Below are 12,781 nucleotides of genomic sequence, written 5' to 3' on the forward strand. Positions count from 1 at the left end.
AATCAATAATAGATATGTTTTATAGGATTTTGTTCTCAATGAAAAGATTCCGACAATCAAACGATATTCTCGAAAACAAAAATAAATATATAATAAATTGTAAAATAGAGTGATTGAGAGCACTCAAAAAAGACTAGCCCAGTTGGGCTAGTCCTGTAGGTTCAGTTGTTTAGTTTGTAAAGTCAAGTACCATACGTCCTTGAATGGTTCCGGCTTCCATTTCGTCAAAGACTTTGACAGCATCTTCTACTGGACGTTTTTGAACGACAGGGACTACCAAGCCTTCTGCACCAAATTGGAAAGCTTCTTCCAAGTCTTTACGAGTTCCTACAAGAGAACCAATGACTTGGATACCATCTAATACAGTTTTCACAATGCTGAGGTCCATCATTTCAGAAGGAAGACCAACTGCGACAACGCGGCCACCAGCACGAACAGAATCTACTGCTTGGTTGAAAGCTACTTTAGAAACGGCTGTTACGACAGCAGAGTGAGCTCCACCGTTTGTTTTTTCTTTGATCAATCCTGGGACATCTTCGACTTCGCGACCGTTGATGACAAAGTCTGCACCAACTTCTTTCGCCAATTCTAGTTTATCATTGTTGATATCGACAGCGATGACATGTGCGTTGAAGACTTTCTTAGCATATTGAACAGCCAAGTTTCCTAGTCCACCAGCTCCATAGATAACGATCCATTGTCCTGGTTCAGCTTTGGCTTCTTTGATGGCTTTGTAAGTTGTAACACCTGCACACGTAATAGAAGAAGCTTGAGCTGGATCTAATCCTTCCGGTACTTTCACTGCGTAATCTGCAGTAACGATACATTGTTCAGCCATTCCTCCATCAACAGAGTAACCAGCATTTTTTACAGTACGGCAAAGAGTTTCGCGACCAGTTGTACAGTATTCACAAGTTCCACATCCTTCGAAGAACCATGCGACACTGACACGATCCCCAACTTTTAGGCTCTTGACATCTGGAGCAACTTCTTTAACAATACCGATTCCTTCGTGTCCAAGAACACGGCCTGGAACTTTACCGAAGTCCCCGTGAGCAACGTGCAAGTCAGTGTGGCAGACACCACAGTATTCGATTTGAACAAGTGCTTCCCCTGTTTCAAGTGGACGCATGTCTTTGTTTGCAACGATTTCAACACCAGTACCTTCTGGATTTACAACAACAGCTTTCATTTTGTTCCTCCTTAAGTGAACGAGAAGCGATTTAGTTTTTTGAAAGCGCTTCTTTAATAACTATGTTAATAATATCACAAACCAGATGGCAAGGCAATGAAAAAAATGGAAAAATAGGAAGGTATTGATTAACTGATTAAGGATTTAGCTCAGAAAAAGACATGAGGGATAGCTCATGTCTATTAGTATTATAAGAATAATTGAATGAGTTGTCGCGCGACACCATCTTCGTTATTCGTGAAATCTGTGACGGAGTCTGCATAAGGGAGAAGGACGGAGCTGGCATTTTTCATGGCGTATCCATGACCAGCTAGTGCTAGCATGTCGGTATCGTTGTGCTCGTCTCCAAAGGCAATCAAATCCTTCTGATCCATATTGAGTTTATCCAGAAGGTAGGTCAGAGCAGAAGCTTTGGTCACATTTTTTGGATTGCATTCCAGAATATTTAAGGGACCACCCCAAGTATTGATAGACAGATTGTAGTCATAATGCCGATTCATTTCATCTGCCAGAGCATATTTGTCTTCCGCTTTCGTTTGAAAGAGGATACAGTTTGGGTCGCTCGTTACCCGTTCGGGGTTGAATTGATTTTCTGGTTGGAAAGCCTCAATACCGAATAATTTAGGATCTGCGACGTGCTCATTGGGATCGGTAATAAAGAATTTATTGCGGTATTCGCCTGCTATAAAGTCCGCTTGGATGGTGTCTCGGTTGGCGACCATATCTAGCAGGTATTTTTTATCTAAAGTCAAACATTGTTCATCCACCCATTTTTTCTCTGGGAGATGCGTAAGGGAGCCGTTAAAATTGATCATCGGAGTATCTAGCTCTAGTTGTTTGTAGTAGGTATGTGCCATACGGTAGGGGCGGCCTGTTGTAATAATGACTTTATGGCCAAGAGCACTAATTTTTTTAATGGTCTCAATGGTAAAGTCGCTCAATTTGCTTTCGGAATTCAAGAGAGTGCCGTCTAGATCTAGAGCGATCATCTTTTTATGCATATTTCAGTTCCTTTCGAGAAGAATGAGACCATTATATCAGAAAAATCGGAAAAGCGCTCAAAAATCGAGAAGAGAAGCGGGATTTCTTGAAAGACGAAAGATCTTTTGGTAGAATAGATATAACGTTCGCAAATTGATTGGGAGCGAGAATGATGAAAAAGGAGTTTATTCTGAAATGGATAAGTTTTTTAAACTTTCAGAACATGGAACCACTGTTCGGACAGAGGTTCTTGCTGGTTTGACAACCTTTTTTGCGATGAGTTATATCCTCTTCGTAAACCCTCAAATGTTGTCACAAACAGGTATGCCAGCTCAAGGAGTCTTCCTTGCAACGATTATTGGATCCGTTGTCGGGACCTTGATGATGGCTTTTTATGCCAATTTACCTTATGCACAAGCACCTGGGATGGGCTTGAATGCCTTCTTTACCTTTACAGTTGTATTTGGTATGGGATACTCATGGCAGGAAGCTTTGGGAATGGTCTTCATTTGTGGTGTGATTTCATTGATTATCACATTGACAAAAGTTCGGAAGATGATCATCGAATCGATTCCGACTGCTCTTCGCTCTGCTATTTCTGCGGGGATCGGGATTTTCTTGGCCTATGTTGGGATTAAGAATGCAGGATTTTTAAAATTCACGATTGACCCTCATACCTATACAGTGGTTGGAGAAGGAGCAGATAAGGCGAATGCAACGATCTCAGCCAATGCATCTGCTGTTCCTGGATTGGTTGATTTTAACAATCCGTCGGTCCTCTTGGCTCTTGTTGGTCTTGCAATTACTATTTTCTTTGTTGTCAAAGGGATTAAGGGAGGGATTATCCTTTCTATCTTAGTAACGACTGTGCTTGGAATTCTCATCCATGTGGTTGATATCACTAAAATTGACTTTGCAAGTAACCATCTAGGAGCGGCCTTTAATGATTTAGGCACGATCTTTGGTCAAGCTTTGGGATCGAAAGGATTGGGATCTTTGATTTCCAATACGTCTCGTTTGCCTGAGACCTTAATGGCCATCTTAGCCTTCTCCTTGACTGATATTTTTGATACAATCGGAACGTTGATCGGTACGGGTGAAAAAGTTGGGATTGTTGCGACAAATGGGGAAAACCATCAATCAGCGAAATTAGATAAGGCCCTCTATTCAGACCTTGTAGCGACTTCAGTCGGAGCTATTGCAGGAACTTCAAACGTAACGACGTATGTTGAATCTGCAGCTGGTATTGGAGCTGGTGGACGCACTGGTCTGACAGCCTTGGTTGTAGCGATTTGTTTTGCTATTTCAAGTCTCTTTAGTCCTTTGTTGGCGATTGTACCGACCGCTGCTACAGCTCCAATTTTGATTGTTGTTGGGATCATGATGTTGAGTGGCTTGAAAAATATCCATTGGGAAGATATGTCAGAAGCAGTTCCTGCCTTCTTCACCTCTATCTTTATGGGCTTCAGCTACTCGATTACTCAAGGGATCGCTGCTGGATTTATCACCTATAGCTTGGTGAAAGTGGTTAAAGGACAAGCCAAAGAAGTGCACAGCATGATTTGGATCCTAGATGTTCTCTTTATTTTAAACTACGTTAGCATGGCCTTGAATTAAGCATCAGGAAAGTGCCAAAAAGGAATGGGAGTTGTCTCCCATTCCTTTCAGATTGAAGACAAAGTTATACCAAAAACATTCCTTAGGTGAGTACGGACGTCAGCGAACTTCTTTGAAGTTCCATGACTAATTATTGAGCCTAAGGTCTCAATAATTCCGAGTGCCTGAAACGTTATTGTTTCAGGCACTTTTCTCACAGCGGAAAGTTTCATTATTTTCTTAAATCGATTTAAAAATTGGAACTCAAATTTATTTTTTTGCAGAATCACTTAACTTATTTTACTTTAAAATAGTTTGTCTATCTATCTAAAAATCAAACCGGAGTCGAACAATTTCTAAAAGAAAGAGCAGATTTTTAAAAAGTTTGGTATAATAGAGAAATGATTAGTCACAATGAAACGGAGCTGATCGCTCTAGGAAAACAGCTAGGAAAACTCTTAGAAAAGCAAGACGTGATCATCTTATCAGGTGATCTAGGGGCAGGAAAAACGACCTTTACCAAGGGAATTGCAAAGGGGTTAGGGATTGATCAGATGATTAAAAGCCCGACCTATACCATTGTTCGTGAATACGAAGGTCGCTTGCCTTTATACCATTTGGATGTTTACCGGATTGGGAATGATCCAGATTCTATTGATTTAGATGATTTTCTATTTGGAGATGGTGTTACCATTATTGAATGGGGAGAGCTGATTGAGCCTAGTCTCTCGGATGCTTATCTAAAAATTTTTATCCGAAAATTAGAAGATGGGCGAGAGTTAGCTTTTGAAGCTCATGGAGCGCGTGCAGAAGCTTTACTGGCATCCTTTGAGCAGGTGGAAAAAACCGATGACTAAGGAAAAGGAAGTAACATTAGAAATTCGGCAAGCTGACAGTGTAGACGCGGCTCTTGTCGTTGATTTCTTAAATCAAGTTGGGAAAGAGTCAGATTACATGACGCTAGATGAAGCTGGAATTGGCATGTCTCCAGCAGACATGGAGCAATTTCTGATGGTGCAAGAGATGGCGGGAAACAGGATTTGCCTCTTGCTATTTCTAGATCAGGAACTGGCAGCTTTGCTAAATATCACTGCAGCTTCTCAACGGTCCATTCGGCATATTGGTGATGTCTTTATTGTGGTTCAAAAAGCTTATTGGAATCAAGGGCTTGGACAGATCCTGTTGGAAGAAGGGATCGAGTGGGCGCACTCGACCGGTGTTCTTAGGAAACTAGTCTTGAATGTCCAAGTGCGCAATGAACGGGCGGTTCACCTGTATAAAAAGTTAGGTTTTGAGATCGAAGGTTGCCAAGCTCGTGGAGCTTGTTCAGCTGAAGGAGAATTCTTAGATGTTTACCTTATGGGGAAACTGATAGATTAGAGAGAGATTCTATATGGTTAAAAAAATTATTTTAATGTTTTTGAGCTTATTGACGGTAACAGTGATTGGGATTGGGGCTTATGGCCTTACCATCCTAAACCAAACGACTGGGACTCTCAGTAAGACCTATAAAGGCTTTGGAAATGAGACCAATGTCATTGCAGAAAACAAGCCAATGACCATCCTTTTGATGGGGGTTGATACAGGTAGCGGTTCTCGGGAAGATCCTTGGGCCGGAAATAGTGATACCATGATTTTGGTGACTGTCAATCCTCAAACAAAAGAAACAACCATGACGAGCTTGGAAAGAGATATCCTAACCAATATTACTTCAGATGGCGAAACAGTCCAAGCAAAATTGAATTCGGCTTATGCTCAAGGCGGTGCCAAGTTAGCCATTAAGACTATTCAAGATCTTTTGAATATCCATATTGACCGCTATGTCATGATCAATATGAAGGGATTGGTTCAATTAGTGGATAAGGTTGGTGGTATCACGGTTAACAATCCATTTGACTTCGATATCTCGATCGAGGATAATGAGCCAGAATATTCGGCTAAGATCGCACCAGGACGTCAGGAGATTAATGGGGATCAAGCTCTCGTTTATTCACGCATGCGCTACCAAGACCCAGAAGGAGACTACGGACGTCAAAAACGCCAACGTGAAGTGATCAAAAAGATTGTTGAGAAAGTTTTAAGCCTCAATAGTTTGAGTCACTACAAAGGAATCATTGAGTCTGTTAGTGACAATATGCAAACCAACATAGCGCTTGACAGTAATAGCCTTCTTCAATTGCTAGGATATAAAGATGCTCTTTCAACGATTCATCAGTACCAGCTGAAAGGAGAAGATGCCACCTTAGCAGATGGCGGAAGTTATCAGATTGTCACTTCAAAACATATCTTGAAAATTCAAAATATCATCCGCAAAGCTTTGGGGATGAAAGAAATTAAAACATTGAAAACCAATGCTTACCTATTAGATGGAGATGAAGAGTTGAAGAATACTTCTTCTCAAAATGATACGCCAGCGGCATCATCTGAGGAAGCACCTGTTTACCAAGAGTTTAACCAACTACCAGTTGTACCATCGACCCAGGATACGGGAGTGGTGACGCCTCAAAGTTCTGTTGCACCAGTGACACCAGTTGCTCCTGCAGCTACAGAGTCGAGCAGTGTGACACCTACGGTACCTTCAGAATAAGAAAAAAACGATTGAGTTTTCTCAATCGTTTTTACTTGGTTGCCAGATGTCTTGAATTTCTTTTAGAGAGGCTGTTGCTTGTTGACTAAATAATTTGGTCTTGTATTGGAAATCCGTTACCAATTCTTGAAGATTGGTCTTTTGGTCTTGGATAATATCCAGATTGCGTTGGATTTTTGCTAGGTTATCTTGAATTCCCTTGACCAATTGGCTGGATTCAGTCACCTCTGTTTTGATTTCTTTGCGGTTTTTTACTAGGTGGTAGCTAATGCTAGCTCCTGTTGCAAACCAAAAGAGATTTTTGAGTTTCATATGGCCTCCTTTTTAACTGTTTTTGATGGTTTCTGCGAGAACTGCTAGTTGTTCAAAATTAGGCTCGTGTTCAGTAAATGAAATGCCAAGCTCATCTTGATCGGAATAGCGAGGGATAATGTGGACATGTGTGTGAAAAACGGTTTGTCCAGAAACTTCTTCCATGTTGCTGATGATATTCATTCCCTTAGCTTGGGTAGCAGCTTCTACTTTTTTAGCAACTTTAGAAACACGTGCAAATAGTTGAGCTGTGGTGGTTTCGTCCATCTCTAGGAGGTTGCGAGCGTGTTTTTTTGGAACCACTAACGTATGACCTGGTGTAACCTGAGAGATGTCCAAAAATGCGAGGACTTCCTCGTCCTCATAGACTTTGGAGGAAGGAATGTCACCAGCTATAATCTTACAAAAAATACAATCATCAACCATAAATACACCTCATTTAGACTAAATTTTGTTATAATATAAGAACATTATACCAGAAATCGGAGAAAATATGTTAGAAATCAACAAGTTGACAGGGGGCTATGTCAACATCCCTGTCCTGAAAGAGGTGAGTTTTTCAGTTCCGGATGGCCAACTGATTGGTTTGATTGGACTAAATGGAGCTGGGAAGTCAACCACGATTAATGAAATTATTGGTCTCCTGCATCCTTATGCTGGGGAAGTACGGATTGACGGCTTGAGTCTTCAAGAAGCTCCAACTGACTATCGTAAAAAAATCGGCTATATTCCAGAAACCCCTAGCCTATATGAAGAATTAACCCTGAGAGAGCATATCGAGACCGTAGCTATGGCCTATGATTTAGACATGGATCAGGTCATGGTGCGCGTCCAGCCTTTGTTGGAACGATTCCGTTTGGCTGAAAAATTAGATTGGTTCCCGACCCAGTTTTCAAAAGGGATGAAGCAAAAGGTCATGATTATTTGTGCCTATGCAGTGGATCCAAGTCTTTATATTGTCGATGAACCCTTTTTGGGATTGGATCCTGTTGCGATTGCAGATTTGATTCAGTTATTGGCCGATGAGAAAGCAAAAGGAAAATCGATTTTGATGAGTACCCACGTTCTGGATTCGGCTGAAAAGATGTGTGATGGTTTTGTGATCCTACATAAGGGTCAGATCCGAGCAAAAGGGACCTTGGACGAGCTGCGCTCAACTTTTGGGGATGAGAAAGCAAGTCTAAATGATATCTACATGACCTTGACAGAAGAGGAAACAGCATGAAAGAGTTGATGAAAAAACGGCAAGAAACGTTTCGAACTCAATGTGTAAAATATAGCCGCTATGTTCTCAATGATCATTTCGTCCTCTTTATGCTGATTTTCATAGGATTTTTGGCGGTTCAATACAGCCAATTCTTGCAAGATCTACCCAAAGATACAAGCCTGATCCGCTGGAGTCTCATGATTGGCTTGCTCCTCTTGGTTCCGATAGGCTCCATTGCGACCTACTTAGAGAAGCCCGATGCTTTATTCCTTTTAGTAAAGGAAGAGGAAGTGAAACGTTATATCAAAGGGCAGGCCAAGAAGTCTTTTGTGTTTTGGTTTTTGATTCAAAGTGTTGTCCTTCTATTATTTGTGCCTCTTCTTCTGGCAACGGGGCTGGATAAACTTGCTATTGTAGCCTATATCCTTGTCTTAGGAGTGGCTAAAGGGGCTGTTTTTAGCTGGAAGAAAGCGCGCTTCTACCAGGATGGAAATTTGAATTGGACCTTAGCCATTGCTCGTGAGAATGCAAGGAAACAATTGATCCTTCGCTTCTTTGCCTTGTTTACAACGGTGAAAGGGATCACTAATAGTGTCAAAAGAAGAGCTTACTTGGATGGTTTCTTAGGGCTTCTTCCCAAAACACATGGCAATACGTGGCTTCACTTATATACGCGCTCCTTCCTACGGAATGGAGATCTTTTCTCTATGACTCTCCGACTCTTGGCTCTTTCCATTCTCGCTATCATCTTTATTCCCCAACCTCTCGTAGTGATTGCCCTTGTAGCCTTGCTCAATTACTTGGTTATTTTTCAATTACTGGGGCTTTACAGTGCTTTTGATTACCAACCCTTGACTCTCCTTTTCCCGATGAAAAAGGGTAGTAAAAAGGCAGGGTTGAACAAAACGATTCAGCTGGTCATGGGGATGATAACGGTGATAGAAGGGGGAATTGGCCTGGTCTTTATTTCAGATAAAGTCCTGTTGTTAGGCTTATTGGCTTATACAGTTGCTTTAATCCTACTCTATCTTCCATTTAAGATGGCGCGCTTGGTTGACGAAAGTCGTTAAAATTAGTAAAATAGATTGGAAACTTTTTACGGAGGAAAAGATGGACTCGAATGAAAAAGAGCTAAGCCTCACCCCAATTCCTGGGAAGAGTGGGAAGGCCTACATGGGGACCTACCCAGATGGTGGGCGCGTTTTTGTAAAAATGAATACGACCCCAATCCTTGCGGGTCTAGCAAAAGAACAGATTGCTCCTCAATTGTTATGGAGTCGACGATTGCCAGATGGAAATGTGATGAGTGCCCAAGAATGGTTGAATGGGGAAATTCTCACGCCAAATGGGATGTCAAAAAAACAAGTGGTCAATATTTTAACGAGATTGCACCGTTCTAGACCTTTGATGACCCAATTGAAAAAACTTGGCTATCCTGTGGAATCTCCATTAGAATTGCTCAATTCTTGGAGCAACCGGTTGCCAATTGCCCTACGTCAGAACCACTATATCCAATCAGTCGTAAAGAATTTACGTAAGACAGTGCCTGCCTTTCGGGAGGATTATGCGACGATCGTCCACGGAGATGTTCGTCATAGTAACTGGATTGAGACAGAGAGCGGCTTGATTTATCTAGTCGATTGGGACTCTGTTCGTTTGACAGACCGGATGTTGGATGTGGCGCATATCTTGAGTCACTATATCCCAGATTCTAATTGGCGCGATTGGTTAGGCTATTATGGCTACAAGTACAATCAAAAAGTATTTGATAAACTCTATTGGTTTGGTCAATACTCTTTCTTGTGCCAAATTGCTAAATACTATGAAAATAATGATTTAGAAAATGTCAATCGCGAGATCTATGCTCTGCGCAATTTCCGGTTGAAATATGGAAAGGAAATATGAGAGTTAGAAATCGCAAGGGAGCGACTGAATTATTAGAAGCGAACCCGCAATATGTGGTCCTAAATCCAGAAGATGCCAAGGGAAAATGGCATGAAATTTTCGGGAATGACCATCCTATTCATATCGAAGTGGGTAGCGGAAAAGGGGCCTTTATTACTGGGATGGCCAAGGCCAATCCAGAGATCAACTACATCGGAATTGATATTCAAAAATCAGTCTTGAGTTATGCTTTAGATAAGGTCTTAGAAGCTGATGTTCCTAATATTAAATTGCTTTGGGTAGACGGGGATAGCTTGACCAACTATTTTGAAGATGGAGAAATCGATCAACTCTATCTGAATTTTTCAGATCCTTGGCCTAAGAAACGTCATGAGAAGCGTCGTTTAACATACAAGACCTTCTTGGATACCTTCAAGCAAATTCTTCCAGAACATGGGGAGATTCACTTTAAAACAGACAACCGAGGTTTGTTTGAATACAGTTTGGTGAGTTTTTCGCAATATGGAATGACTTTGAAGGGAGTCTGGTTAGACCTTCATGCTAGTGACTTTGAGGGCAATGTCATGACGGAATATGAGAAGAAGTTCTCAAGTAAAGGCCAGGTCATTTACCGTGTAGAAGCACAGTTTTAGCATATTCCTTGCAATCATTGGGAAATCGTGCTATAATACATTAAATGAATAGAAAAGGAGAGGCGGGGAAATATCTTCGCCTCTTATCTATGAGGAGGTGGCAACCATCGCAACGATTGTTGACTTAGTAACAGAAGTGATTCAGCCAGCTATAAAGGAACCATTTGAATTGGTTGATGTTGAATATGGCAAAATGGGTGGTGACTACGTCTTAAGCATTTTCGTAGACAAACCAGAAGGGATCACACTGAATGATACAGCGGATTTGACAGAAATCATTAGCCCGCTATTGGATCAAATCAAACCAGATCCATTTCCAGAACAGTACTTTTTAGAAGTTACCAGTCCTGGCTTGGAGAGACCTTTGAAAACCAAGGAAGCACTCGAGAGAGCTGTTGGCAAGTATGTCAATATCAGCTTGTATAAGGCTGTTGAAAAGCAAAAGGTCTTTGAGGGGAACTTGGTAGGTTTTGAAGAGGATGTTTTGACCATTGAGTATATGGATAAAACACGAAAGAAAACTGTAGAAATTCCTTATAACCTTGTGTCCAAAGCAAGGTTGGCTGTAAAATTGTAACAGAATGAAAGAAAGGATGCCTTTATAGTAGAGGCAAGAAAAACATGAGTAAAGAAATGCTAGAAGCCTTCCGCATTTTGGAAGAAGACAAAGGGATCAAAAAAGAAGATATCATCGAAGCCGTCACAGAATCATTGCGTTCAGCTTATCGCCGTCGTTATGGACAATCAGAAAGTGCAGCGATTGAATTCAATGAAAAAACTGGAGATTTCCGTGTTTATACGGTTCGTGAAGTGGTGGATGAAGTCTTTGATAGCCGTTTAGAAATCAGCTTGAAGGATGCCTTAGCCATTAGCTCTGCTTATGAGTTGGGGGACAAGATCAAGTTTGAAGAAGCACCAGCTGAATTTGGTCGTGTAGCAGCTCAATCTGCTAAACAAACGATCATGGAAAAAATGCGTAAGCAAACGCGCACCATCACCTATAACACTTATAAAGAACATGAAAATGAAATCATGAGTGGAACGGTGGAGCGCTTTGACAATCGATTTATCTATGTCAATCTTGGCTCAATCGAAGCTCAATTGTCTAAGCAAGACCAAATTCCAGGAGAAGTGTTCCAATCTCATGATCGAATTGAAGTATTTGTCTACAAGGTAGAAGATAATCCACGTGGTGTCAATGTCTTTGTTAGCCGAAGCCATCCTGAAATGATCAAACGTTTGATGGAACAGGAAATTCCTGAAGTCTATGATGGAACTGTTGAGATTATGAGTGTAGCGCGTGAAGCTGGAGATCGTACAAAAGTTGCGGTTCGTAGCCATAACCCAAACGTAGATGCGATTGGGACTATCGTTGGTCGTGGTGGATCGAATATTAAAAAGATTACCAGCAAGTTCCACCCAGCTCGATACGATCAGAAATTAGACCGTATGGTTCCGACAGAAGAAAATATCGATGTCATCGAATGGGTTCCAGATCCAGCTGAATTTATCTACAATGCGATCGCCCCTGCAGAAGTGGACCAAGTTATTTTTGATGATGAAGATAGCAAACATGCTCTCGTTGTGGTTCCAGATAATAAACTATCTCTTGCCATTGGTCGTCGTGGTCAAAACGTTCGTTTGGCAGCTCATTTGACTGGTTACCGCATCGATATCAAATCTGCTAGTGAGTTCGAAGAAATGGAAGCAGCTCAAGAAACTTTTGAAGACCAAGTAGAAAGTGGCGAAGAGCAAGTCGATTAAGAGAGGGAGGGAACATGGTAAAAACAAGAAAAATCCCTTTAAGAAAATCTGTCGTTTCAAATGAAATTATTGATAAGCGCGATTTGCTCCGCATTGTCAAAAATAAAGAAGGACAAGTCTTTATCGATCCAACTGGCAAAGCCAATGGTCGAGGCGCTTACATCAAGCTAGACAATGAAGAAGCGGCACTTGCTAAGAAAAAGAAAGTTTTTAATCGTAGCTTTAATATGGAAGTGGAAGAAGCTTTCTATGATGAATTGATTGCTTATGTAGATCATAAGGTGAAGAGAAGAGAGTTAGGCCTTGAATAAGCAAAAGATAAGTAATTTGTTAGGCTTGGCGCAAAGAGCAGGAAAACTAATTTCTGGAGAAGAACTCGTGATCAAAGCAATCCAGGAAGAAAAAGCAAAATTAGTTTTTCTGGCAAATGATGCAGCTAGTAACCTGACAAAAAAGGTGACAGATAAGGGTCACTATTATGAGGTTCAAGTATCTACCGTGTTTTCAACACTAGAATTAAGCACTGCAATTGGACGTGCCCGGAAGGTCGTCGCTGTTGTAGATGCTGGATTTTCAAAGAAAATGAGGTCTCTTATGGAATAGAA

The 12,781-nt window shown here is 41.2% G+C and carries 16 protein-coding genes; 12 read left to right on the plus strand and 4 right to left on the minus strand.

From position 1 onward, the window contains the following. Nucleotides 1-169: 169 nt before the first annotated feature. Nucleotides 170-1,192, minus strand: coding sequence for an alcohol dehydrogenase AdhP (adhP, locus tag PCY11_RS06740; RefSeq protein ID WP_003003874.1), 1,023 nt, complete (start codon nt 1,190-1,192; stop codon nt 170-172). 188 nt (nt 1,193-1,380) lie between these two features. Continuing rightward, a complete protein-coding gene (locus PCY11_RS06745) occupies nt 1,381-2,193 on the minus strand; it encodes a Cof-type HAD-IIB family hydrolase (protein ID WP_031575197.1) in 813 nt (270 codons plus the stop codon). A gap of 175 nt (nt 2,194-2,368) precedes the next feature. Between PCY11_RS06745 and PCY11_RS06750 the strand changes: the two genes are divergently transcribed. The 4 genes from PCY11_RS06750 (at nt 2,369) to PCY11_RS06765 (ending at nt 6,356) form a co-directional block, all read left to right on the plus strand. Further along, the gene (locus PCY11_RS06750; RefSeq protein WP_301362600.1) at nt 2,369-3,790 is read left to right on the plus strand and encodes an NCS2 family permease; all 1,422 of its coding nucleotides are present in this window, start codon (nt 2,369-2,371) and stop codon (nt 3,788-3,790) included. 380 nt (nt 3,791-4,170) lie between these two features. Then, nucleotides 4,171-4,626 carry a tRNA (adenosine(37)-N6)-threonylcarbamoyltransferase complex ATPase subunit type 1 TsaE gene (tsaE, locus tag PCY11_RS06755; protein WP_049485569.1) on the plus strand — a complete coding sequence of 152 codons (456 nt, stop codon included), beginning with the start codon at nt 4,171-4,173 and terminating at the stop codon, nt 4,624-4,626. Then, the gene (locus PCY11_RS06760; protein ID WP_049522805.1) at nt 4,619-5,149 is read left to right on the plus strand and encodes a GNAT family N-acetyltransferase; all 531 of its coding nucleotides are present in this window, start codon (nt 4,619-4,621) and stop codon (nt 5,147-5,149) included. Before tsaE ends, PCY11_RS06760 begins: the two co-directional genes overlap by 8 nt. Nucleotides 5,150-5,162: 13 nt before the next feature. Continuing rightward, on the plus strand, nt 5,163-6,356 hold the full coding sequence (locus tag PCY11_RS06765) for an LCP family protein (RefSeq protein WP_024056394.1): 1,194 nt from the start codon (nt 5,163-5,165) through the stop codon (nt 6,354-6,356). A gap of 21 nt (nt 6,357-6,377) precedes the next feature. Here the strand turns inward: PCY11_RS06765 and PCY11_RS06770 are convergent, their stop codons facing one another. Then, nucleotides 6,378-6,668, minus strand: coding sequence for a hypothetical protein (locus PCY11_RS06770; protein ID WP_003012641.1), 291 nt, complete (start codon nt 6,666-6,668; stop codon nt 6,378-6,380). Between the two features lie 12 nt (nt 6,669-6,680). Next, nucleotides 6,681-7,094, minus strand: coding sequence for an HIT family protein (locus tag PCY11_RS06775; protein ID WP_024056395.1), 414 nt, complete (start codon nt 7,092-7,094; stop codon nt 6,681-6,683). Between the two features lie 67 nt (nt 7,095-7,161). Here PCY11_RS06775 and PCY11_RS06780 point away from each other — a divergent pair, with 67 nt between their 5' ends. The 8 genes from PCY11_RS06780 to PCY11_RS06815 all read left to right on the plus strand — a co-directional run bounded on the left by PCY11_RS06780 (nt 7,162) and on the right by PCY11_RS06815 (nt 12,779). Then, complete coding sequence (locus PCY11_RS06780) at nt 7,162-7,893, plus strand: ABC transporter ATP-binding protein (protein WP_024056396.1); 732 nt, start codon at nt 7,162-7,164, stop codon at nt 7,891-7,893. After that, a complete protein-coding gene (locus PCY11_RS06785) occupies nt 7,890-8,945 on the plus strand; it encodes an ABC transporter permease (RefSeq protein WP_024056397.1) in 1,056 nt (351 codons plus the stop codon). Before PCY11_RS06780 ends, PCY11_RS06785 begins: the two co-directional genes overlap by 4 nt. 40 nt (nt 8,946-8,985) lie before the next feature. After that, complete coding sequence (gene ccrZ, locus PCY11_RS06790) at nt 8,986-9,780, plus strand: cell cycle regulator CcrZ (protein WP_003003852.1); 795 nt, start codon at nt 8,986-8,988, stop codon at nt 9,778-9,780. Then, a complete protein-coding gene (gene trmB / locus PCY11_RS06795; RefSeq protein ID WP_024056398.1) occupies nt 9,777-10,412 on the plus strand; it encodes a tRNA (guanosine(46)-N7)-methyltransferase TrmB in 636 nt (211 codons plus the stop codon). The genes ccrZ and trmB overlap by 4 nt, the downstream gene beginning before the upstream one ends. Before the next feature lie 97 nt (nt 10,413-10,509). After that, the gene (rimP, locus tag PCY11_RS06800; protein WP_070845547.1) at nt 10,510-10,989 is read left to right on the plus strand and encodes a ribosome maturation factor RimP; all 480 of its coding nucleotides are present in this window, start codon (nt 10,510-10,512) and stop codon (nt 10,987-10,989) included. 44 nt (nt 10,990-11,033) lie between these two features. After that, nucleotides 11,034-12,176, plus strand: coding sequence for a transcription termination factor NusA (gene nusA, locus PCY11_RS06805; RefSeq protein WP_003010402.1), 1,143 nt, complete (start codon nt 11,034-11,036; stop codon nt 12,174-12,176). A 14-nt stretch (nt 12,177-12,190) separates the two neighbouring features. Next, nucleotides 12,191-12,487, plus strand: a complete 297-nt coding sequence (locus PCY11_RS06810; protein ID WP_003010401.1) for a YlxR family protein — start codon at nt 12,191-12,193, stop codon at nt 12,485-12,487. After that, nucleotides 12,480-12,779, plus strand: coding sequence for a YlxQ-related RNA-binding protein (locus tag PCY11_RS06815; RefSeq protein WP_003010399.1), 300 nt, complete (start codon nt 12,480-12,482; stop codon nt 12,777-12,779). The genes PCY11_RS06810 and PCY11_RS06815 overlap by 8 nt, the downstream gene beginning before the upstream one ends. Nucleotides 12,780-12,781 lie beyond the last annotated feature (2 nt).

Origin of the sequence: Streptococcus sp. SP8 (genome assembly GCF_030440045.1) — a bacterium.
GTDB lineage: Bacteria > Bacillota > Bacilli > Lactobacillales > Streptococcaceae > Streptococcus > Streptococcus parasanguinis_I.